This window comes from Pseudomonas sp. TWP3-2, assembly GCF_049897765.1.
In the GTDB taxonomy this organism is placed as follows: domain Bacteria; phylum Pseudomonadota; class Gammaproteobacteria; order Pseudomonadales; family Pseudomonadaceae; genus Aquipseudomonas.
In genome coordinates, this window is the sequence record NZ_JAFCWW010000007.1 from 211783 (window position 1) to 234532 (window position 22750).

Here is a 22750-nt window from a genome sequence, read left to right on the forward strand (position 1 = left end):
AGCGGGAGCAAGCTCCCTCGCCACAAGAACTGCGGCGTCTTAATTGCGATTCAGACGCGCGAAGCAAACAGCGCCTGATGATTGCGGCACTGTTCCGCCGTCAACATGAACACACCATGCCCGCCGCGCTGGAATTCCAGCCAGGCAAAATCCACTTCCGGGTACAGCGCATCGACGTGCACTTGGCTGTTGCCCACCTCGACGATCAGCAAACCCTTCTCGGTCAGATGATCCGCCGCTTCGGCGAGCATCCGGCGCACCAGGTTCAGACCGTCATCACCACAGGCCAGACCCAGTTCCGGTTCGTGTTGATATTCGTCCGGCATGTCGGCGAAATCTTCCGCATCGACGTAGGGCGGGTTCGACACGATCAGGTCGAAACGCTGACCGGGCAAACCATCGAAACCATCGCCCTGCACCGTGTACACACGCTCATCGACGCCGTGACGCTCGATGTTCTGATTGGCCACTTCCAGCGCTTCGAATGACAGATCGGCCAACACCACTTCGGCATTCTGGAACTCGTAGGCGCAGGCAATACCGATGCACCCGGAGCCGGTGCACAGGTCGAGAATCCGCGCAGGTTCCTCACCAATCCACGGCGCAAAACGGTTTTCGAGCAGCTCGCCGATTGGCGAACGCGGAATCAACACGCGCTCATCGACGATGAACGACATACCGCAGAACCACGCCTCGCCCAGCAAATAAGCCGTCGGAATGCGCTCTTCGATACGACGCTTGAGCATGCGTTGCAGATTGACCAGTTCGTCCTCTTCCAGTGCGCAATCGAGGTAGCTGTCGGCAATTTCCCATGGCAGGTGCAACGCGCCCAGCACCAGTTGCCGGGCTTCGTCCCAGGCATTGTCGGTCCCATGGCCGAAAAACAGATCCTCCCCATGGAAGCGGCTGACGGCCCAACGGATGTGGTCGCGCAGGGTACGAAGTCGGGAAGTGATCACGGGGCAGAACTCCAGAAAAAACGACTGGCGATTCTACCAGCCAAAACGCGCCACGACGACGCAGGAAAAAACCTGCGCGACCGTAGGACTCTTCGATTTTTTCCATCAGCTATTGAACAGAACGTGTAACTTGACAAGGCTGCAGGCCAACAACGACGGTGCCTACGATGGTAGCGATTCACAGAACCGCTCAGCCAGAGGAGAATGTCGCAAAAGCCCCACCCCAAGGAGCCCCAGAATGTCCGTTCCAAAAACGATGTTTCAACTCAGCGGTCGCGGTTACGCAGCGGCCACGTTGAGCCATGCCACCGTGGTCATCATCGATGCCCAGAAAGAATATCTCAGCGGCCCGCTGGCCCTGAACGGCATGGACGCGGCGGTCGCGAACATCAAACAGGTTGTCGCTGCGGCCCGCGCCGCCGGCCGGCCAATCGTGCATGTGCGCCACCTCGGCACTGTCGGCGGTCTGTTCGATCCGCAGGGCGAACGTGGCGAATTCATCCCCGGCCTCGAGCCTCAGGGCGATGAAGCGATCATCGATAAACTGCTGCCGAGCGCGTTCCATGGCACCGCATTGCTGGAGCGCCTGCAGAATCTTGGATCACTGGACCTGATCGTCTGCGGCTTCATGAGCCATTCCAGCGTCAGCACCACCGTGCGCGCGGCGAAGAACCTGGGTTTCCGCTGCACCCTGGTTGAAGACGCCTGCGCTACCCGCGACTTGCCATTCAAGGGCCGCGTGCTCAGTGCCGAACAGGTTCAGGAAGCGGAAATGGCGATCATGGCGGACAACTTCGCCACGCTCGCGCTGACTCAGGATCTGGTCTGATCCAATCTTCGGTGAGCGGGCAAAACCGCCGCTCATCCGCAAAAGCCTCGCATTTGGCGCAATTGTCTTAGCCTCAGGAACAACCCGGTCAACTCCCGGTCGAAGGGCCGATACCCATTGAGGAAGGTCGGAATGAAGTTATCCGATGGATTTGACGCACGCCGCTTGCGGCCCAAAGGCCAAAGCAACTGGCGTTTTCGATTTGGCGCGGCGATTGCTGCCATTCTGGCGACGTTCGGCGTGCTGCTGGCGATGGCCGGTGCCGCCAGCCTGCTGGGGCGCCCGCCTGCGCTTGGCGACTTGAACGCAACACCGATGGGTTCGGCGATCATTCTCGCGGTCGGCCTGTTGTTCCTGTATTTCGGCGTGGCGCTTTGGCGTCGCTGCCGGCGTCGCGCACGGCAATCGCGCGAACTGAACATGTCGCCACACCTGATGAAAAAACACGATTGAATAACGGCCTGGCTTTTTGCCGGGCCGTTTTGTGTCTACTTGGGTAAACTGGCCGCCCTTCGCGGAGGCTGACATGCAAGACGACGATTTTTCCCTGTTCAAAAACGAGCTGCGCGGCGTCAAGCCGATCAAACACGATCGCGCCGACACCGGCAAACCGAAGACCGACCGCGCCCAGATCGCCAAGCTGCGCCAGTCGGCCACCGTGCGCACCGACAGCACGATCATTGACGGCTTGTCCGATCAGTTCGTCATCGACGTCGGCCCGGAAGACGAGTTGATGTGGGCGCGCGACGGGGTGCAGGAAAGCCAGATGCGCAAGCTCAAGATCGGCCAGATTCCGTTCGAAGGCAGCCTCGACCTGCATGGCATGAGCGTAGAAAAGGCCCGCGAAACCCTCTGGGCCTTCCTCGCCGAAGCAACCAAATTCGAAATCCGCTGCGTGCGCGTCACCCACGGCAAGGCTGTGCGCCTGGACGGCAAGCGGCCGATGATCAAAAGCCACGTCAACACTTGGCTGCGTCAGCACGCACAAGTACTCGGCTTTACCTCGTGCCAGGCTAAACATGGTGGCGCCGGGGCGGTTTACGTGATGCTCAAACGCACGATGATGGAAGGCCGCGACGAATAACGTCGTTACATCGAACTTGCAGGGTTGTGTCCGCCACCGTACCCTTGCCCTTTGCGAAAATCCCCACAGGTAGTTTCATGTCCCTGGAACAGAATTACACCGCGATTCTCGGCCAATTGGGCGAGGACGTTTCCCGCGAGGGCCTGCTCGACACGCCAAAGCGTGCCGCCAAAGCCATGCAGTACCTCTGCCGCGGTTATGAACAGACTCTGGAAGAGGTCACCAACGGTGCCCTGTTCAGCTCTGATAACAGCGAAATGGTGCTGGTCAAGGACATCGAGTTGTACTCGTTGTGCGAGCACCACCTGCTGCCGTTCATCGGCAAGGCGCACGTTGCGTACATCCCGAGCGGCAAGGTGCTGGGCCTGTCGAAGGTCGCGCGGATCGTCGACATGTACGCCCGCCGTCTGCAGATCCAGGAAAACCTCAGCCGCCAGATCGCCGATGCGGTGCAGCAAGTCACCGGCGCGCTGGGCGTTGCCGTGGTGATCGAGGCCAAGCACATGTGCATGATGATGCGCGGTGTGGAGAAGCAGAATTCGTCGATGATCACTTCGGTGATGCTCGGCGAGTTTCGCGAGAACGCGGCGACCCGCAGCGAGTTTCTCAGCCTGATCAAGTAATGCGTGACCGAAAAAACCGGCGTTGATCGCCGGTTTTTTTTCGTCCGTGAAAAATCGGGTAAGCTGCGCGCCTTCTTCAATGTCCCTGTGAGGCTTGTAACGTGTTCGTCAAAGCGCTTCGTGTCGGCCTCGGCCAACTGATTATCTTCGTTGACTTCCTGACCCGTCCGGGCAAGAAGCAACGCCCCGCCGCTGCTCAAGCCCAAGTAGACGCCGCGGCCAAGGACCTGACCCTGTATCAGTTCCACGCCTGCCCGTTCTGCGTGAAAACCCGTCGCAGCCTGCGTCGCCTGAATGTGCCGGTGGCGCTCAAGGACGCGAAGAACAATGAACTGGATCGCCAGACCTTGCTGGAACAGGGCGGCAAGATCAAAGTCCCTTGCCTGCGCATCGAAGAGAACGGCCAGACCACCTGGCTGTATGAATCCAACGCGATCATCGATTATCTGAACACGCGGTTTGCCGCGGTCTGATGGTGTTCTGTGTTGCTGATGGCCCTATCGCTGGCAAGCCAGCTCCCACAGCTTTTGTGAACGCCACAGATCACTGTGGGAGCTGGCTTGCCAGCGATGAGGCCCGCTGAAACAACACACTATCCAGACAAAAATAAACCGGCCCCAATGGCCGGTTTATTCGTTTTCAGGCCGCTTTGGCGGCCTGCGCCTGACGCACCACCGCTGCCAGACACTCGAGTCCTGCGCATATATCCCTATCGACAAAACTTTCGTCGACAAAACATAAAACAATATTTGCTTTATTTGTACACAAAAGCATAATCCACAGCGTGCGAGTTCCTGACCAAGCGGTCAACAAATTCGCGTATGCCTCAAAGGGCCGCTGCCACCCCTCATGGGTCCGGCCCTGGAAATAACAATAAAACTCTTGAGGAGTACTCGCTGTGGAAAGCCGCAAATCCGAAGCATCGCCGCTGGATCTCTCGCCGCCGTTACGCAATGGCTTGCTTGAGCGCATCTTCAAACTCACCTTGCATGGCACCACGGTGAAGACCGAGCTGATCGCCGGTCTGACAACCTTCATCACCATGGCCTACATCATCTTCGTCAACCCGAACATCATGGCCGATGCCGGGATCGATCACGGTGCAGCCTTCGTCGCTACCTGCATCGCCGCCGCGCTGGGCTGCCTGCTGATGGGCCTGTATGCCAACTGGCCAGTGGGCTTGGCGCCAGGCATGGGCCTCAACGCGTTCTTCACTTACACCGTGGTCGGGACCATGGGCTACAACTGGGAAACCGCGCTCGGTGCGGTATTCGTTTCCGGTGTGTTGTTCATGATCCTGACGTTCTCGCGGATTCGCGAATGGCTGCTCAACAGTATTCCGGTCAGCCTGCGCTATGCGATGGGGGCGGGTGTTGGCCTGTTCCTTGGCCTGATCGGGCTGAAAACTGCGGGCATCGTCGTCGATAGCCCGGCGACCCTGATCAAACTCGGCTCCCTGCGCGAGCCCGGCCCGCTGCTCGCTGCGATCTGCTTCCTGATGATCGCGATCCTCAGCTATCACCGAGTATTCGGCGCGATCCTCATCAGCATCATCACCGTGACCCTCGCCGGTTGGGGCCTGGGATTGGTGCATTACGAAGGAATCATGTCGGCCCCGCCGAGCCTCGCGCCGACTTGGATGGCGATGAATGTCGCGGGCGTGTTCAACGTCAGCATGATCAGCGTGGTCCTCGCCTTCCTTTTTGTACACATGTTCGACACCGCCGGCACCCTGATGGGCGTGGCTCAGCGCGCCAATCTGGTCAACGCTGACGGGCGCATCGAAAACCTCTCGCGCGCCATGAAAGCCGACAGTGCCTCCAGCGTATTCGGCGCTGTGGTCGGTGTTCCGCCAGTCACCAGCTACGTGGAAAGTGCTGCGGGTGTCGCTGCGGGTGGTCGGACTGGTCTTACCGCAGTCACAGTGGGTGTGCTATTTATAGCGGCAATGTTTTTCGCACCGCTGGCCGGCATGATTCCGGCTTACGCCACCGCCGGTGCACTGATTTACGTTGCAATGCTGATGATGGGCGGCATGGCCCACATCGAATGGGACGAGGCCACCGACAGCATTCCGGCCATCGTCACTGCGATCATGATGCCGCTGACCTTTTCGGTCGCCGACGGCATCGCGCTGGGCTTCATCACCTATGTGGCGCTGAAGGCCGGCACTGGCAAGTACAAGGAAATTTCGGTCAGCCTGTGGGTGCTCTGCGCGATCTTCATCGCCAAGTTCATCTTCTTGTAAACCGCACGCGTTTCACGCTTTACATCAGCCTCACCCTTGCGGGTGGGGCTTTTGCACATTCTTGATTACAACAAAAAAGGAGCAAAGTGATGAGTCTGGAAACCTGGCTGCTGTTCAGCGGCGCTGCGCTGGTGGTGATCCTCATTCCAGGGCCACTGTCGTTGCTGATGATCAGCAACAGTCTGAATTACGGGTTGCGCCGTTCCTACCCGGCGTTTCTTGGTGGCGTGTTCGCTTCGATCTGCCTGCTCAGCGCTTCGGCACTCGGGTTGGGCGCCCTGCTGCTGGCTTCCGAACAGTTGTTCAGCGCGCTGAAAATCGTCGGCGCGATCTACCTGTTCTACCTCGCCTGGCAGAGCTGGCAGCAATCGCGCCAGCCATCGGTCGGCGCCGAAGTACCTCAAGCGGCGCCGGTGCCGCGTTTTCGCGCGTTGTTCAGCCGGGCGTTCGTGCTGGGGGCGAGTAATCCCAAGGACATTCTGTTTTTTGCCGCGTTTCTGCCGCAGTTCCTCAGTGCCGAACAACCGTTTCTGCCACAACTGCTGGTGATGATTGCGACCTGGACGGTGCTGGATCTGCTGTGCAAGTTGACCTACGGATTGGGCGCCCATGGTGCGGCGCGGTATTTGCGCAGCGGCAAGGGCCAGAGTTGGTTTAACCGGATCAGTGCCGGATTGTTCGGCGGTGCCGGTGCCGCTTCACTGCTCAGCGGGCATTGAAACATAGTGTTCTGATTTGATACTGCCATCCTCGATATCCAAGTTGTACATCGAAGATGGCAGCCAACTATCCCGCGACCTTGGTAGTTGAAGATAAACGCAACACACCGCAACACCCCGTCGATGTACTTCATTTGAAACGTCCCCCTAAGATGGCGCCGCAGCGCAACATCAATTCCAGGACAAGGACGTTCAAATGGCAACTCTGATACTTGATGCTTCGATAGAAAAAGACACGGTACTCGTTACAGACGTGGAACTTGTCTCGAATCAACGCTCGGCTTCGACAATTGATTTCGATGAACTTGAATCTGTTCAGCCCTCGCTCGAAAACAAACATAAAAGAGCGCAACTGAAAACCGTCGACCAGCTATTTGGTCCATTGCATATCGGCGAATATTCGATTACCCGTTCGGCTCTGGACGCATTGGGCGCCACCGTCGATGGGCAACCATTGAATGGCAATAACACATTCTTCCGTACACCGAAAAAGACGTTCATCAATGCTCTGCAATTTGATCCTGCAGCCATAGAAGCGCGCATGAAACAAACATCGGGCGCGGATGATTATTTGCTGCCGGCCCTGCTCTTTGAAATTGCCAGCCGACGGCCGTTGAACGCCCCGGCGATGTTGCACACCAGCCTGAACACCGAGGTTGATCCAAGCATATATCAGGCCAAACTGAAACAACTGCTGAACTCGGCGCACAAGCTCAACATCCGCCATGCACACCTTGCCGAGCCTCTGCCGCACTGGATCAAGCGTTCATCCAGTCGCACGATGGCCGGCACCGGCATCGGACTTCAGGCATTCGGTATCTATAGCGGGCTACGCGGCCTGCAAGATGCGCTCAGGAACAAGGATGCGTATGGCATCGTATTCAACAGCTCCGCGTTCACCGCAGATGTTGCCTCGATAGCGATTGATCTGGCGGTCGCGCGCAAAGCCACGCAAATGATCAAAGCCAGCCAGAGCGCTTATCAGGGATTTGCCAAAACCAGCTTCGCCTTGAAGTTGGGTCGCAGCGGCGGTTTGATTGGCGGCGCCTTGACGTTACCGTTCGACATCATTTCCGCCGTAGACGGTTTCAACGCTGCAGCCAAGGCAACGGGCAAAGAAGCCATCAATCACTACGTCAATGCTGGCTTGAGTGTCGCCAGCGCAACCATGACCGTGCTGCTCGGGGCGGCGGCACTGGCCGGTTTTTCCTTCGCAGGTCCGATTGGTCTGATCGCCGGTTTGTTGCTGGTGGCAGGGTCGCGGGTCTGGGCCGCCATCAATGTGGTCGATGACATTGACGACTACATCACCCTGACGACCGACGAACGCCTGCGCACCGGCTGGTTTGCGTTCTGGGGTATCAGCCCGGATGAAACGATCGAAGATCGCCACGCGATTGCCAAAGCCACCGCACAACATTCGCAACAACTGCAAGCCACGGCCAGAAAGTTGCTGGACGGGGATCTGAAAGAACAGACCGAAGCCATCATCAATGGCAGTTTCCATGTCGATCTACAGCCGATCCAGGTTGCGACCTACGACTGGACGCCAGAAAACCCGCAGTACAGAACCGTCAAACGTGCGCGGATCAACGACGACGCCGACACCATAGATGCGCGCGACGGCGTCACCGCGGACACGCCCGGCGCTGTATTGGGGACGGCAGCAGATTACAAAGGCGTGTTGTGGTTCATCGGCGGCGGTCACGACACCATTCAGGGCGTGAAGAACAAACCCAACAGCTATTACTACGCCGCCGGCAAAAAACACCTGAGCGGCGGCAGAAAAGATGATGAGTTCATCTATGAAGGCGCCGCCGCCCTGTTGCAGAGCGGCGCTCACGAAGCGTCGATTTCCGAATTGAAAGGAGGCCCGGGCAGCGACACTCTGAAGCTGGCGGGCCACTTCCCTGAAACCAACGAAGAACGTTACGGCTTCAGGATCAATCTCGAAAAAGGCGAGATGTCGGTATTGGTCAAGCCGCCAACTCGCAAAGAACAGGCCTATAAACCGCACAGCACCCTGCGCAGTATTGAAAACGTCGAAACCCTGGCCGGCGCCACCAATGAAGTTATCGGTAACGATGGCCCGAACATCATCAAGTCGCGCGGCCGTGATGACATCGATGCCGGTGCCGGCGATGACCAGGTCTACTTGCTCGGCAGCTACAGTTCGGCTCGCGGTGGAGCCGGCAAGGATGCTTTCGCTATCGCCTATATCCCGGGGATGGTGTCGATCATTGAGGACGCGCTGGACGAGAGCATCATTGCACTCGACTGGCGATCGGATCTGATCGAAAGCTGGCAGGTAGAAAAGACCGAACTGGTGATTACTTCGCGATTTGAAATCGACGACATCAGCAAAAAAATTGTCAGGATCAAGAACGTCTACAAACAAGTTCAAGACCAACGCTTGCTGCTCAATGCCAAACTTTCATTCATCACCAAAGATGGTTTTAACCTGGTGCCCGAGTTGCCACCCAGCATCGATACCCCGCAGCCCACTGATGTACCGGTGGTCATCATTCAGCAGGGCACCCGCCACTTACCGGTGATTATCTACGCATCAGAGTGCATCGTTCCTCACAACAAAAGTTCCAGCTACTGGGTTTCACGCAACAATCTTCTGACCGTCTTCAAGGCAAACGAATACAACAAACATTTCGCCACCACGCTGCACCTCGACTACGCCAGCAATGAACTGACTCACGCTGAGGCTTATTACAACGCTGACCTGATACACGCAACCAGCGCAAATCACATCATGTACAAACAATGCGATATGAATCTGCATTTCGGAGAGAAGCAGATCACGCTAAAAAATCTGGCAGCGTCACGTATGGCCGGGCATACGAAGATCAATGGGCGACTTACCAGGCCCGTACTGGAAATAAATCACCCGTTCATCTTGATCATGAACGACGGAGTCTCTTACCGTCTCACCTTGCCCGATGCAGCCGACAACGTGTTCGTTAACAGTCACTTTGAAATCAGTGGCCCCTTGCAATGGAACAGCACTGTCCGGTTGCCGCTATCACCCAGAGCCGGCACCCATCAATACCTGCAACCACTGGACAACGAAGCGCATGCGCTGGGTAACCGCGAGAAGTGCGTCAAACTCAACCCGGCCACTGCACCGACCGCCGTCGAGTCCCTGACCGGTGAAGGATCAAAGTATCTGGTTCATCTTGGCTCGGGGATGTCGTTACGCATCGCGACGCCGGATGCACTGGCCGGCGCGAGCAAACAATTGGCCTATGCCTCGACCTGGGAATTTGACGCTACAGCCCTCGGCAACGTCGAAATCAAACTCGCCGACGGCCAATTGCTGATCGGGCAAACTGTCATTCACTTACCGCAGTACAAAAATCCTGCAGACCTCGTTGATCAGGTGCGAGTGATCACGGCCAAAGGTATCGTCTACGCTGTCGACCTGATTTTCGACGCGGTGTACATCGAAGCGCTCGACGCCCGCTTCCATGTACCTGCCAGCGGCCTGACAGCCACCCTGCCCGCCGAACTCGACCCGATGACGATGACGCAGATACCCGTGCGTAACATTGCCATGAAGGATGGCAGTAGCGGCGCATTGTCTTATCACCTGACGCAGCGCCGCTGGATACTGGATACGGACACGTCCCGCAGCATTACCGCAGAAGATCTGCAGACCACCCATCACTGCACTCACCAACTGAAGCTGTTCGAGGAAGTCGCGAAGATTGGCCTCGGTTACGCTCCTCCCCTTGGCGAGCAAGCCATGAAAACCTTGCGTGAGCACTGCGTGAAACTCATGGGCGATCTGTCGCTTGATTACGCCGCAAAATTGTCCAGGGCGAAGAACCTGGCCTGGCTGCTGTCCGGACAATCGCACTTCACGTGACGGCGGCGCTGGACACGCTTTGCATCAGTTGCTTACGCCGATTGATATATGTACCACACGCCAGACGCCCGGCTTGACGATCATTCAGCCCCCTTAAGCCACCACCAGATTCCAGGCTTTACACAACTGAATGATCGATAGCGGAGCACTTCAAATGGCCAAGCCACCCAAGCAGATTCCTGCTGCCCATTCATCGCCCCCCAGACCCGCAACGGAAACTGCGCGGGTCAGCGGCGATGACATCCATATCCTGCGCCCAGGCTTGCACTCGCAAGCCGGCGATTTGCCTTTTGCCGGGCCTTCCTCGCAGCGCCCGCCCGAAACCGAGGGCGGCACTCGACAGCCCGCAGTCGAAGTCAGCGAGATGCTGACGCGACATCAGCCAGGCGAATCGAGCACTGCGCCTGACGCACTGAACCTGTCCGCCCGCCCCACAACACCGACATTTCTTCCCGCACACCTGGCCATCAGACTGACGCCCGCCACCGATTCCCCGGAAGGTATCCGTTATGACGGGCGAGACCGAATCTACGTGGATATGCGCGAAGGTACCGCCATGGTGTCGAAAAATCCGGACGGGCACTATCAGCTGACCTCCGCCAACGAGTTGGTCCCCTCCGGTTATCGGGTTGAACGGATTCGCGAAACGCACCTGTGGCAAAAACTGCAACCGGGCGCAACGCGTCGACCGGCGGCAGATGAAGCAGATTCCGTGGCCGGCCCCAGCAAGCGTGCGCGTGTGGAGGATGATCAAAGCGCTCAGGCCGAGACACTTTCTGGAGTACTTGATCTGTCCAGCCGCCAGTGGCGCAACTGGGGTCAATCGACCCGGCCGACGTCCGGGCAATCGGTGGAGATCGACGGGCTGCATTATCCGATCGTGTCGCAGATCGTTCGCTCCAATACGCCGGTTGTCTGCATCAAGCACCCACATTTCAACCCCGAGCGATTTGACGCATTCGAGCAGATGCTTGTAGACGAACCAGCGCTGCAGCCGCGTTGGGCCACCCGAAGCGCGGATAACCGCTGGGCAGTTGCGGACACTCGTCTGCCGTTCGAAAGATCACTGACGCGATCGGTCGCCGAGTCTTTCGAGTATTTGTCCGGGCAGTCCTCCAGAGCCGTGGCCAAAACCCTGTTCTACCAATCCCGCGGCGCTGAAGTGATTAATGGTGAAGGTTTGCAGGTTCTCGGTCAGACCCTGCGCCACTGGGAAAACCGAGCCATTCCGGCGCCCCGGCGCAGTCTCGCCGACCCGTTGATGCTGTTGCCAATACAGCCAACCCTGAATGATGGAACCTTCGGCGGAAAAATCGAATTGCCCTCGGCGTCTGCTGCGAACCTGCAACGAATCGATTTTGATTCGGCGAAATTCCCTGACCAATGGCGTGAATATTCCGCAACACCGCGCAATGCGAATCTGCAAAAGCTGTTCAAGAGCGTGCTGGAAAAAAGTGGATACACCGTTAGTCCACCGAATCACTCACTGCTGGAAAACGCTCTGGTCTTTTACCGACCGGGACTTAGCGTCCTGTTTGCCATGAAACTGCCGACGATATCCGCAGCCTTCATCCGTCGCTATACCAAACCGGGTTCCGAATTGAACAATTCGGCGGCGCTGATGCAACTCGATGACGCGGGACGCCAAAGGCTGAGCGCACTGCTGGCGCAGGACAACGTCATCTATCTGGTTGGCGGGATTGATCCACTGAATTCGCAAACCCCTTCCCTGTTCGTACTTCGAGAAGGCTGACGTCAATGAGCCCCAAACGCCCTATAAGACCCAAACCCTCTTCAACAGACAATACCCCTGCAGTGCGTGACACGGCACCGGACGTTGTGCCCGGAACACGCTTCAGCACAGGATTGCCCGCCATCGAGTCGGCATTCGGTCACCCGACCGGACAAGTGCCACGGCAGCCGGACTTGCCTGACTCGACCGTGGAAATCATCGACCTGCCGGCCGATACGCAAATCCGCCAGACGCCCCCCGACCGGCCTATTGGCAGCTATTTTCTGCCGCCGGTGCTGGTCAACCGCTTGCCACTTGCCGATGCGCAATCCGGGTTTCGCCTGGCGGGCCGTTACCTCTACGCAGACCTTGTCGATGGCGGAACCGTGTTGATCGGCAGCGACGCACAGAATCAATTTCGCGCCAGGTTATCGAATGAATTGCTGGCGTCCGGTCCGTTGCTTGAACGGGTTGAAGGCACCAATCACTGGCGCCCGGTTCGACCGACTGACCAGGCTGGCCACTCCGAACTGGTCGTAACTCGCCAACGTGTGCCGGATGATCCCCATGCTGCACTGCGTGACCCGTGGAAGGGCTGGGGAATTGACAGCCAACATGCTTCAGCGGATGACATCCGCGTCGATGGCATTCAGTACAAGGTCGTACCACGCGGTGCGGTGAATGATCCGATCGTCTACATCAAAAACCCGATGCACATGGTTTACGACTTCGATCTGCTGGATCAGACGCTGAGGACCAATCCGCTCGAACAACCGCGGGCTGCAATTCAGGTTCCGCCGACCTATCACTGGGTCGTCGACCCGACATTGCCGTTCCAGAGCCCCATGACCGAATACGTCGCCAGCTACTTTCCAGAGCTGTCGGCGGCATCGCTGGAGAATGTAGCGTTTCACCAGTTTGTGCTGGCGAACGGCTCCAGCATCGCCACTGGTTCAGGCTTGACCCTGCTGCGCCAGACGTTCAATGACTGGAAGGTCGGCAACAACCATCCGCGACCGCAACTGGCTGACCCGCTGTTGATGCTGCCGATCTTGCCGTCCACGGGTGGCGGCACCGTGCGGATCACTGAATTACCGAGTGCGTCGGCGAACGGTGCGCTGCAACGACTGGATTTCAATCCGCAGCTGTTCCGACAGGAATGGCAGTATGCGCAGGCAACCCAGACCGCCGTGGACCTGAAGCGTTTCATGGCAACGCTCCTGACCCGCAACGGCTACACCGTATTCGACCCGAGCATGTCCAATGCCTATCCGGCGTTGGTGTTTCAGCGAACCGGGCACGATTACGTGTATTTCCTCAGCCTGCATCGCATCCGCGGTCGAAAAATCAACCAGACGCTGAATGCCGACCCGAACAGTGCCAGCCTGCGCCTGCATATCCAGGTGGGCACACGGGCAGCACAGGTCGTGGTGGACGCGCACGCCGCCAACAGACTGATCTGGCTGCGGGGCGGCTCGCAGTTGCTGGCCTCTGCCCCGGACACAGTCTTTATCATTCGCGACGGCCACTCGAGGCTCTGATAACCGTCTCCAGCTGACCAGGCTCGCGCACACCGCGCGAGCTTTTTGACCGACGAAAAAAAGCCCGCAGTGTGGGCGGGCTAAAGACCAAAGAAGCTCTATGCGCAGTCGCTTCCCGGTGGGGGCAGCTGCTTGGGGGTCAGCTGCCCCGATACGTGGAATAGCTGTAAGGCGAAATCAGCAGCGGGACGTGGTAGTGCTCCTGTTCGGCAGAGATGCCGAAGCGCAGCACCACCACATCGAGGAATGCCGGTTCCGGCAGTTGCACGCCACGGGCGCGGTAGTAATCGCCGGCGTGGAACTGCACCTGATAGACCCCGGTGCGGTACGCGTCGCCTTGCAGCAACGGCGCATCGACCCGACCATCGCTGTTGGTGACCGCACTGGCGACCAATTCCAGTTGCGAACCTTCAACGCGGTACAGCTCGACCTTGATCGAGCTGCCCGGGCAACCGTGTGCAGCGTCCAAAACGTGTGTTGTCAAACGTCCCATTGATTCTGCGCGCCTGCCTGCGTGGAGCAGTCAGACTTCGCGCCTCCCGAAGTCAGTTGAAAAGGAGACCGCACCGTTTCGGAGCACGAAAAGCTGCGGCGAGCGACTGATTAAGACACTTTCCAAAAAAATTGTACACAATAAAAACGACATTTTTCCTTCCACCCCCGCCATCCACCGATTTTCCGGGGATCTGCCCACACACCATGCGTGCATTGAACCTTGTAGCCATTAGCTGACTGGTCAGGCAGGTTTCTTGCAGGTTAGCGTCAATAGCAGCAAAAGATGACAGCCGGTGAAAAATGCGAAAATTCAGACTTACAAAGTGCGAATAAAGTTGTATACAATCAGCCCATCACTGTGACGCCAGGTCGTCACCTACACCGACATTCAACACGTCGTCACGAATAAGAAGGAAGCATGCAGTGAGCGCTGACTACCCACGCGACCTGATCGGTTACGGCAGTAACCCTCCTCACCCACACTGGCCGGGCAATGCCCGGATCGCCCTGTCCTTCGTGCTCAACTATGAGGAAGGTGGCGAACGCAACATCCTGCATGGCGATAAAGAATCGGAAGCCTTCCTCTCGGAAATGGTCGCGGCCCAGCCTCTGCAAGGCGTGCGCAACATGAGCATGGAATCGCTTTACGAGTATGGCAGCCGTGCCGGCGTGTGGCGGATTCTCAAACTGTTCAAGGAATTCGACATTCCGCTGACCATCTTCGCCGTGGCCATGGCCGCGCAGCGTCATCCGGATGTGATCCGCGCCATGGTCGATGCCGGTCACGAGATCTGCAGCCACGGCTATCGCTGGATCGACTACCAGTACATGGACGAGGCCCAGGAACGCGAGCACATGCTCGAAGCGATCCGCATCCTCACCGAGCTCACCGGCGAACGCCCGCTCGGCTGGTACACCGGCCGCACCGGCCCGCACACGCGTAAGCTGGTGATGGAAGAAGGTGGGTTCCTTTACGACTGCGACACCTACGACGACGACCTGCCCTACTGGGAACCGAACAACCCGACCGGCAAGCCGCACCTGGTGATCCCGTACACGCTGGACACCAACGACATGCGCTTCACCCAGGTCCAGGGTTTCAACAAGGGCGACGATTTCTTCGAATACCTCAAAGACGCATTCGACGTGCTGTACGCCGAAGGTGCCGAAGCGCCGAAGATGCTGTCGATTGGTCTGCACTGCCGCTTGATCGGCCGTCCGGGACGCATCGCTTCGCTGAAACGCTTTATCGAATACGCCAAAAGTCATGAGCAGGTGTGGTTCAGCCGTCGCGTCGACATCGCACGTCACTGGCACGCAACCCACCCGTACCAAGAGGCCGCCCAATGAGCCGCTTTCAAACTCTGCAACCGTCGACCCTGAGCCGCGACGCCTTCGTCAGCGCCTTCGCCGACATCTACGAACATTCGCCATGGGTGGCCGAGAAGGCCTACGACCTGGGTCAGGACGCCTCGATCGACGAGATCGAAACCCTGCACCAGCGCATGAGCGACATCCTGTTGAGCGCCGATCACGCCAGCCAGTTGGCTTTGATCAACGCTCACCCGGACCTGGCCGGCAAAGCTGCCGTTCAGGGCCAGTTGACCGAAGCCAGCACCAATGAACAGGCTGGCGCCGGTATCCACCAATGCACGGCCGAAGAGTTTTCGCGCTTCACCGAGCTGAACGACGCCTACAAAGCCAAGTTCAAGTTTCCCTTCATCATGGCGGTAAAAGGCAGCAACCGGCATCAGATCCTCGCGGCGTTCGAAACGCGTATTCACAACCCGCAAGACACCGAGTTCAAGTGCGCGCTGGCGGAGATCAACAAGATTGCCCTGTTCCGATTACTGACTCTTTAGCGAGCCTGACCCGAGTGTCTTAGACGCGGAAAGCACCCAGGGTCTCGCAAGCATCCCAAGCCACTTATTTAAAGGCAGACAAGAAGAATGAAAGCTTACGCCGTACCTTTCGAGAAGTTCGTCAACCTGGCCGACGCCCGTCTGGGCACCAAAATCATCTCGGTCACCGATGACTGGTTCGCAGACGCCAATCGTCTGTTCCAACCGACCCCGGCCGTATGGAAGGAGGGCGTGTTCGATGACAACGGCAAGTGGATGGACGGCTGGGAGTCGCGCCGCAAGCGCTTCGAAGGCTACGACAGCGCAGTGATCCGCCTGGGCGTTCCGGGTTCGATCAAAGGCGTGGACATCGACACTTCATTCTTCACCGGCAACTATCCGCCGTCGGCCTCGCTGGAAGCGTGCTTCCTGGCCTCCGGTGAGCCGGACGCCAACACCCAGTGGACTGAAGTGCTGTCGGCCGTCGAGCTGCAGGGCAACAGCCACCACTACCACGAAATCAGCAACGACCAGGCGTTCAGCCACCTGCGCTTCAACATCTACCCGGACGGCGGCGTCGCCCGTCTGCGCGTGTACGGTGTGCCGCATCGTGACTGGTCGGCAGTCGGTGACAACGAGCAAGTCGATCTGGCAGCAGCCCTGAATGGTGGCCGCGCCCTCGCCTGCTCCGACGAACACTTCGGCCGCATGAGCAACATCCTCAATCCGGGTCGTGGCATCAACATGGGCGACGGCTGGGAAACCGCACGTCGTCGCACCCCGGGCAATGACTGGGTCATCGTCGCGCTCGGTCATCCGGGCGAGATCGAAAAAATCATCGTCGACACCCTGCACTTCAAGGGCAACTACCCGGATACCTGCTCGATCCAGGGCGCGTTCGTCAAGGGCGGCACCGACAGCCAGATCGAAACCCAGTCGCTGTTCTGGCGCGAGCTGTTGCCGGCGCAGAAACTGGAAATGCACGCCGAACACACCTTCGCCGAGCAGATCAAGGCACTGGGCCCGATCACCCACATCCGCCTCAACGTGTTCCCGGATGGTGGTGTAAGTCGCCTGCGCGTTTTGGGCAAGGTCGCTAAATAAGGTTGAACCCCTGTGGCGAGGGAGCTTGCTCCCGCTGGGTCGCGAAGCGGCCCCAAAAACTTGGGCCTGCTGCGCAGTCCAGCGGGAGCAAGCTCCCTCGCCACAAAAACAGAATCAACAACACAGAATCCGGATAAGAAGAACAGCATGCGCACATTGACGATTGAACCGCTGAGCAAAGAAGCCTTCGCCCCTTTCGGTGACGTGATCGAAACCGACGGCAGCGATCACTTCATGATCAACAACGGTTCGACCATGCGCTTCCACAAACTGGCGACGGTCGAAACCGCTAAGCCTGAGGACAACGCGATCATCAGCATTTTCCGCGCCGACGCGCAGGACATGCCGCTGACCGTTTGCATGCTGGAACGACATCCGCTGGGCAGCCAGGCTTTCATTCCGCTGCTCGGCAACCCCTTTCTGATCGTGGTCGCGCCAGTTGGCGATGCACCTGTATCAGGCTTGGTCCGCGCCTTCGTCACCAACGGCAGGCAGGGCATCAATTACCATCGCGGCGTTTGGCACCATCCGGTGCTGACGATCGAAAAGCGGGATGACTTCCTGGTGGTTGATCGCAGTGGCACAGGCAATAACTGCGATGAGCATTTTTTCAAAGAGGATGAGCGTTTGATCCTCGCCCCCCACCAATAAGAGAAGGTCTGATCACTCGACAACAGAGTGACAGGCGAGAGGTAAAGACTGTGGAAGCACATCTGTTTGAATGGCTGAACCTGAGCGTGCGCTGGGTGCACATGATTACTGGCGTGGCCTGGATCGGCGCGTCGTTCTATTTCGTCTGGCTGGAGAACAACCTCAACCGCGTCAACCCGAAAACCGGTCTGGCCGGTGATCTGTGGGCGATCCACGGTGGCGGTATCTACCACCTGGAAAAATACAAACTGGCCCCACCGACCATGCCGGACAACCTGCACTGGTTCAAATGGGAAGCCTATTTCACCTGGTTGTCGGGGATCGCGCTGCTGTGCGTGGTGTTCTACTCCAATCCGACGCTCTACCTGCTGGCTCCCGGCAGTTCTCTGAGCGGCCCTGAAGGCGTGGCCATCGGTATCGGCTCGCTGTTCATCGGCTGGTTCATCTACTCCTTCCTCTGTGACTCAGCTCTGGGCAAGCGCCCTGCTCTGCTGGGTTTCATTCTGTTCGTGCTGATCATTGGCGCCGCTTACGGCTTCAGCAAGGTGTTCAGCGGTCGGGGTGCGTACCTGCACGTCGGCGCGATCATCGGCACCATCATGGTCGGTAACGTGTTCCGCATCATCATGCCTGCGCAACGTGCGTTGGTAGCGGCGATTGCCGAGAACCGCACGCCGGATCCGGCCCTGCCGGCCAAAGGCTTGCTGCGTTCGCGGCACAACAACTACTTCACCCTGCCGGTGCTGTTCATCATGATCAGCAACCACTTCCCGAGCACTTATGGCAGCCAGTACAACTGGTTGATCCTGGCCGGGATCGCCGTGTTGGCGGTGTTGGTGCGTCACTACTTCAACACCCGCCACGACAGCCACAAGTTTGCCTGGACCCTGCCAGTGGCAGCGGTGGGCATGATCACTCTGGCCTACGTGACCGGTCCGACGCCGATGGCAACGGCTCCGGAAGTGGCCAAGGCGCCAGCGAAAATCGAATACCAGCCATTGCCGGAAACCGCAGTGGGCGGTGGCCTGAAACCGGCTGTAGCGGCGCAACCTGCTGCTGCAGCGCCGGCCGCTGCACCGGCACAAGCGTCGAACGCCGGCCCGGGGTTCGACAAGGTGCACACGGTGATTCAGGAACGCTGCACGGTCTGCCATTCGGCCAAACCGACCAGCCCGTTGTTCAGCGCTGCGCCAGCCGGCGTGATGCTCGACACCCCTGACCAGATCCGCCAGAACGCCGCGCGGATTCAGGCACAAGCTGTCACCACGCAGATCATGCCACTGGGCAACATCACACAGATGACCCAGCAGGAACGTGAGCTGATCGGTGCGTGGATTGTGCAGGGAGCCCAGACCAACTAAGCAACACGAAAGCCTGTGTAAAAGCAGGCTTTTGTGGCGAGGGAGCTTGCTCCCGCTGGGTTGCGAAGCGGCCCCGCTCTTTGCCTGAAGAGCAAGGACTGCTGCGCAGTCCAGCGGGAGCAAGCTCCCTCGCCACAAAACCCGATGCAAAGAAACAGCTGTGAGCCACCCGGCAGCTGTTCAATCACAAGAATAAAAAGATCCGAGGTGTTGCATGTCCGAGCTGTCCAAAGCGCGCATCCCCGACGCACCCGCCATTCAGCGATTGCCCCTTTTGCAACTGATCCTGGTCGGTTTGCAACATGTTCTGCTGATGTACGGCGGTGCCATCGCGGTGCCGTTGATCATCGGACAGGCCGCTGGCCTGAGTCGTGAAGAAATCGCCTTCCTGATCAACGCCGACCTGCTGGTCGCCGGCATCGCCACCATCGTGCAATCGATGGGCATCGGTCCGATGGGGATTCGCATGCCGGTGATGATGGGCGCCAGTTTTGCTGCGGTCGGCAGCATGGTCGCCATGGCCGGCATGCCGGGTATCGGTCTGCAAGGGATCTTCGGGGCGACCATCGCCGCCGGGTTCTTCGGCATGATCATCGCGCCGTTCATGTCCAGGGTTGTGCGTTTCTTCCCGCCGCTGGTGACTGGCACGGTTATCACCTCGATCGGTTTGTCGCTGTTCCCCGTTGCCGTGAACTGGGCCGGTGGCGGTGCCGCCGCTGCAGAGTTCGGCTCACCGATTTATCTGGCCATCGCCACCCTGGTGTTGGGCACTATCCTGCTGGTTCACCGCTTCATGCGTGGCTTCTGGGTCAACATTTCGGTGTTGATCGGCATGTGCTTCGGCTACGTATTGTGCGGCGCGATCGGCATGGTTGATCTGAGCGGCATGGCCAACGCGCCGTGGGTGCAGTTCGTCACGCCGCTGCATTTCGGCATGCCGAAATTCGAACTCGCGCCAATCCTGTCGATGTGTCTGGTGGTGGTGATCATCTTCGTCGAGTCGACCGGGATGTTTCTGGCGCTGGGCAAGATCACCGGTCAGGAAGTCTGCCCACGCATGTTGCGGCGCGGCTTGCTGTGCGATGCCGGCGCTTCGTTCGTCGCCGGGTTCTTCAACACCTTCACTCACTCGTCTTTCGCGCAGAACATCGGCCTGGTGCAGATGACCGGCGTGCGTTGCCGTTCGGTGACCATCGTTGCCGGCGGTTTGTTGATCGTCTTGAGTCTGCTGCCGAAAGCCGCGTTTCTGGTGGCGTCGATTCCGCCGGCAGTACTGGGCGGCGCAGCGATTGCGATGTTCGGCATGGTCGCCGCGACCGGGATCAAGATTCTGCAAGAAGCCGACATCGGCGACCGCCGCAACCAACTGCTGGTGGCCGTGAGCATCGGCATGGGCCTGATCCCGGTGGTACGTCCGGAATTCTTCGCCCATCTGCCATTGTGGATGAGCCCGATCACCCACAGTGGCATCGCCATGGCCACCCTCAGCGCGCTGACGCTGAACCTGCTGTTCAACATCCTCGGCGGCGCCGAACGCGCGGCCATCAACGACTGTCACGCCCACCCGCATTGATCCGAGTATTCACCCAAGGGGCCTGCCACGGCTGGCCCCCTCTCCACAGCTGTGCCTCAAAAATAAAAACAAGAGGGAGCAACAGATGATTCGCACGCAATCGAGTTTGCTATTGAGCGGCGGTTTGCTCGCCGCAACCCAGGCCATGGCCGGCGATTTATTGCTCTGGCAGACCAACAGCCTCAGCTATTTGTACGGCAAGAACTTCGCGATCAACCCGTCGATTCAGCAGACGGTGACGTTCGAACACGCCGACAAATGGAAGTACGGCGACAACTTTCTGTTCGTCGACAAGATCTTCTACAACGGCCAGGAGGACCGCAACAAAGGCCCGCACACCTTCTACGGCGAATTCACCCCGCGTTTCTCGTTCGGCAAGATTTTCGATAAGAAACTCGAATTCGGCCCGATCAAAGACGTGCTGCTGGCGATGACGTACGAATATGGCGAAGGCGAAAGCGAGGCCTACTTGATTGGCCCGGGTTTCGACTTGAACGTGCCGGGCTTCAACTACGTCACTCTGAACATCTTCCGCCGCCAGACCGAAGGCCCGCGTCCCGGTGACGGTGTCTGGCAAATCTCGCCCGCCTGGTCTTACAGCATTCCCGTGGGCAACTCCGACCTGTTGATCGACGGTTACCTGGATTGGGTGGTGGATAACGACCAGAACTCACGCGGCACTTATCACGCCAACCTGCACATCAATCCGCAGATCAAGTATGACCTGGGCAAAGCGCTCGGCTGGGGTCAGAAACAGGTGTATGTCGGCACTGAATACAGCTATTGGAAAAACAAATACGGCATCGAAAGCAGCCCCAACCTCGACACCAATCAGAACACCGCCAGCCTGCTGGTAAAGGTGCACTTCTAACATGACCCGCAACCGTGCCCCACACCTGTCATCGGTGCTCTGTTGCGGGGCACTTGAGACCTGGTCAAGGAGTCAGTATTCTCCGCCGCCATCCGAATTCGGTCTAAAAAAAAGCCCGGATTTAATTCCTGACCGAAAAGCCAACTTATCCAGGCTTGGGTCAGTAACAAGGCCTACCCGAATCACGCACAATCGACGGTTTTCGAGCCGCCGATGGGCGTTTTTTTGTTTTTCGAAAAGCCTTGGCGCAGCTCTTGCTAACAGCAAAGAAGCTGACCGGTTGGATGATTTTTGCAGCAACGAAAAAAGGCGCCACACCAGAGCGCCGATCTAAAAAAAATAAACGTGGAACACCTACTTTGGGAGCAACCGAATGAAACGTATGTGCACCAGCCTGATGTTGGCGGGATCGATGCTGGCCGGGGGTCAGGCCATGGCCGAGGGCCTGCTGCAATGGCAGAACAACAGCCTGACCTACCTCTATGGCAAGGACTTTCAAGTCAACCCGCGCATTCAGCAAACCGTGACCTTCGAGCACGCCGATGGCTGGAAGTATGGGGATAACTTCTTCTTCCTCGACAAGATCTTCTACAACGGTGGCAAGGACTTCAGCAACGGCCCGAACACTTACTACGGCGAGTTCAGCCCGCGCATCTCGCTGGGCAAGGTGCTCGATCAGAAGATCGAATTCGGTCCGATCAAAGACGTCCTGCTGGCGATGACTTACGAGTTCGGCGAAGGCGACACCGAGTCCTATCTGATCGGTCCGGGCTTCGACCTGGCGATTCCTGGTTTCGACTACTTCCAGCTGAACTTCTACCAGCGTCACACCGAAGGCCCGCGCGCCGGTGACAACGTCTGGCAGATCACTCCGGCCTGGTCTTACACCATCCCGGTGGGCAATTCGAACATCCTGATCGACGGGTTCATGGACTGGGTCGTCGACAACGATTCCAACTCCAAGGGTGACTACCACGCCAACCTGCACTTCAACCCGCAGGTCAAATACGACTTGGGCAAGGCGCTGAGTTTCGGCGAGAAGCAGTTGTATGTCGGTGTTGAATACGACTACTGGAAAGACAAGTACGGGATCGACGACACCGGCGCGTTCAAGACCAATCAGAGCACCACAAGCTTCCTGGTGAAGTTCCACTTCTGATTGTAAAAAGCATCGCTAGCAGGCTAGCTCCCACATTGAGTTTGTGAACAACACAAAACCCTGTGGGAGCTGGCTTGCCA

The 22750-nt window shown here is 58.2% G+C and carries 20 protein-coding genes; 18 read left to right on the top strand and 2 right to left on the bottom strand.

Annotated features, from left to right (window positions below):
• Positions 1–50 precede the first annotated feature (50 nt).
• The gene (prmB, locus tag ACP7EE_RS13365; RefSeq protein WP_426234869.1) at positions 51–959 is read right to left on the bottom strand and encodes a 50S ribosomal protein L3 N(5)-glutamine methyltransferase; all 909 of its coding nucleotides are present in this window, start codon (positions 957–959) and stop codon (positions 51–53) included.
• A gap of 238 nt (positions 960–1197) precedes the next feature.
• Here prmB and ACP7EE_RS13370 point away from each other — a divergent pair, with 238 nt between their 5' ends.
• The 10 genes from ACP7EE_RS13370 to ACP7EE_RS13415 all read left to right on the top strand — a co-directional run bounded on the left by ACP7EE_RS13370 (position 1198) and on the right by ACP7EE_RS13415 (position 13615).
• Positions 1198–1788 (top strand): cysteine hydrolase family protein, encoded by a 591-nt coding sequence (locus ACP7EE_RS13370; RefSeq protein ID WP_426234870.1) that lies wholly within the window; start codon positions 1198–1200, stop codon positions 1786–1788.
• Positions 1789–1920: 132 nt separating this feature from the next.
• On the top strand, positions 1921–2241 hold the full coding sequence (locus ACP7EE_RS13375) for a hypothetical protein (protein ID WP_007914024.1): 321 nt from the start codon (positions 1921–1923) through the stop codon (positions 2239–2241).
• A gap of 73 nt (positions 2242–2314) precedes the next feature.
• Positions 2315–2872: a Smr/MutS family protein gene (locus ACP7EE_RS13380; protein ID WP_426206379.1), complete on the top strand. Its 558-nt coding sequence runs from the start codon at positions 2315–2317 to the stop codon at positions 2870–2872.
• Positions 2873–2949: 77 nt separating this feature from the next.
• Positions 2950–3495, top strand: coding sequence for a GTP cyclohydrolase I FolE (gene folE / locus ACP7EE_RS13385; protein ID WP_003204506.1), 546 nt, complete (start codon positions 2950–2952; stop codon positions 3493–3495).
• Between the two features lie 101 nt (positions 3496–3596).
• Positions 3597–3968, top strand: coding sequence for a glutathione S-transferase N-terminal domain-containing protein (locus ACP7EE_RS13390; protein WP_426206380.1), 372 nt, complete (start codon positions 3597–3599; stop codon positions 3966–3968).
• Between the two features lie 425 nt (positions 3969–4393).
• Entirely contained in the window at positions 4394–5743 is a 1350-nt protein-coding gene (locus tag ACP7EE_RS13395; protein WP_420650372.1) for an NCS2 family permease, read from the top strand.
• Positions 5744–5832: 89 nt separating this feature from the next.
• Positions 5833–6462 (top strand): LysE family translocator, encoded by a 630-nt coding sequence (locus ACP7EE_RS13400; RefSeq protein ID WP_426234871.1) that lies wholly within the window; start codon positions 5833–5835, stop codon positions 6460–6462.
• Between the two features lie 541 nt (positions 6463–7003).
• On the top strand, positions 7004–10342 hold the full coding sequence (locus ACP7EE_RS13405; RefSeq protein WP_426234872.1) for a calcium-binding protein: 3339 nt from the start codon (positions 7004–7006) through the stop codon (positions 10340–10342).
• A 154-nt stretch (positions 10343–10496) separates the two neighbouring features.
• Positions 10497–12095 carry a hypothetical protein gene (locus ACP7EE_RS13410; protein WP_426234873.1) on the top strand — a complete coding sequence of 533 codons (1599 nt, stop codon included), beginning with the start codon at positions 10497–10499 and terminating at the stop codon, positions 12093–12095.
• 86 nt (positions 12096–12181) lie between these two features.
• Complete coding sequence (locus tag ACP7EE_RS13415; RefSeq protein ID WP_426234874.1) at positions 12182–13615, top strand: hypothetical protein; 1434 nt, start codon at positions 12182–12184, stop codon at positions 13613–13615.
• A 139-nt stretch (positions 13616–13754) separates the two neighbouring features.
• On the opposite strand, the gene uraH is transcribed toward ACP7EE_RS13415, so the two are convergent.
• Positions 13755–14108: a hydroxyisourate hydrolase gene (uraH, locus tag ACP7EE_RS13420; RefSeq protein WP_420650367.1), complete on the bottom strand. Its 354-nt coding sequence runs from the start codon at positions 14106–14108 to the stop codon at positions 13755–13757.
• A gap of 425 nt (positions 14109–14533) precedes the next feature.
• Between uraH and puuE the strand changes: the two genes are divergently transcribed.
• From puuE to ACP7EE_RS13460, 8 genes are all read left to right on the top strand, one after another.
• Complete coding sequence (gene puuE / locus ACP7EE_RS13425; RefSeq protein WP_420650366.1) at positions 14534–15460, top strand: allantoinase PuuE; 927 nt, start codon at positions 14534–14536, stop codon at positions 15458–15460.
• Positions 15457–15972, top strand: coding sequence for a 2-oxo-4-hydroxy-4-carboxy-5-ureidoimidazoline decarboxylase (gene uraD / locus ACP7EE_RS13430; protein ID WP_426234875.1), 516 nt, complete (start codon positions 15457–15459; stop codon positions 15970–15972). Before puuE ends, uraD begins: the two co-directional genes overlap by 4 nt.
• An 87-nt stretch (positions 15973–16059) precedes the next feature.
• Positions 16060–17055: an allantoicase gene (gene alc / locus ACP7EE_RS13435; protein ID WP_426234876.1), complete on the top strand. Its 996-nt coding sequence runs from the start codon at positions 16060–16062 to the stop codon at positions 17053–17055.
• A 147-nt stretch (positions 17056–17202) separates the two neighbouring features.
• Positions 17203–17706 (top strand): ureidoglycolate lyase, encoded by a 504-nt coding sequence (locus tag ACP7EE_RS13440; protein WP_426206419.1) that lies wholly within the window; start codon positions 17203–17205, stop codon positions 17704–17706.
• 50 nt (positions 17707–17756) lie between these two features.
• Positions 17757–19067, top strand: a complete 1311-nt coding sequence (locus tag ACP7EE_RS13445; protein ID WP_426234877.1) for a urate hydroxylase PuuD — start codon at positions 17757–17759, stop codon at positions 19065–19067.
• A gap of 214 nt (positions 19068–19281) precedes the next feature.
• Entirely contained in the window at positions 19282–20640 is a 1359-nt protein-coding gene (locus tag ACP7EE_RS13450; RefSeq protein WP_426234878.1) for a nucleobase:cation symporter-2 family protein, read from the top strand.
• 85 nt (positions 20641–20725) lie between these two features.
• Positions 20726–21511: an outer membrane protein OmpK gene (locus ACP7EE_RS13455; RefSeq protein ID WP_426234879.1), complete on the top strand. Its 786-nt coding sequence runs from the start codon at positions 20726–20728 to the stop codon at positions 21509–21511.
• A 373-nt stretch (positions 21512–21884) separates the two neighbouring features.
• Positions 21885–22670 carry an outer membrane protein OmpK gene (locus ACP7EE_RS13460; RefSeq protein WP_420650360.1) on the top strand — a complete coding sequence of 262 codons (786 nt, stop codon included), beginning with the start codon at positions 21885–21887 and terminating at the stop codon, positions 22668–22670.
• The last annotated feature ends 80 nt before the right edge of the window (positions 22671–22750 follow it).

Coding starts and splice junctions, on each gene's coding strand:
- ACP7EE_RS13370 (WP_426234870.1), top strand. CDS start 1,198: ATGTCCGTTCCAAAAACGATGTTTCAACTCAGCGGTCGCGGTTACGCA.
- ACP7EE_RS13375 (WP_007914024.1), top strand. CDS start 1,921: ATGAAGTTATCCGATGGATTTGACGCACGCCGCTTGCGGCCCAAAGGC.
- ACP7EE_RS13380 (WP_426206379.1), top strand. CDS start 2,315: ATGCAAGACGACGATTTTTCCCTGTTCAAAAACGAGCTGCGCGGCGTC.
- folE (WP_003204506.1), top strand. CDS start 2,950: ATGTCCCTGGAACAGAATTACACCGCGATTCTCGGCCAATTGGGCGAG.
- ACP7EE_RS13400 (WP_426234871.1), top strand. CDS start 5,833: ATGAGTCTGGAAACCTGGCTGCTGTTCAGCGGCGCTGCGCTGGTGGTG.
- ACP7EE_RS13405 (WP_426234872.1), top strand. CDS start 7,004: ATGAAACAAACATCGGGCGCGGATGATTATTTGCTGCCGGCCCTGCTC.
- ACP7EE_RS13410 (WP_426234873.1), top strand. CDS start 10,497: ATGGCCAAGCCACCCAAGCAGATTCCTGCTGCCCATTCATCGCCCCCC.
- uraH (WP_420650367.1), bottom strand. CDS start 14,108: ATGGGACGTTTGACAACACACGTTTTGGACGCTGCACACGGTTGCCCG.
- uraD (WP_426234875.1), top strand. CDS start 15,457: ATGAGCCGCTTTCAAACTCTGCAACCGTCGACCCTGAGCCGCGACGCC.
- alc (WP_426234876.1), top strand. CDS start 16,060: ATGAAAGCTTACGCCGTACCTTTCGAGAAGTTCGTCAACCTGGCCGAC.
- ACP7EE_RS13440 (WP_426206419.1), top strand. CDS start 17,203: ATGCGCACATTGACGATTGAACCGCTGAGCAAAGAAGCCTTCGCCCCT.
- ACP7EE_RS13450 (WP_426234878.1), top strand. CDS start 19,282: ATGTCCGAGCTGTCCAAAGCGCGCATCCCCGACGCACCCGCCATTCAG.
- ACP7EE_RS13455 (WP_426234879.1), top strand. CDS start 20,726: ATGATTCGCACGCAATCGAGTTTGCTATTGAGCGGCGGTTTGCTCGCC.
- ACP7EE_RS13460 (WP_420650360.1), top strand. CDS start 21,885: ATGAAACGTATGTGCACCAGCCTGATGTTGGCGGGATCGATGCTGGCC.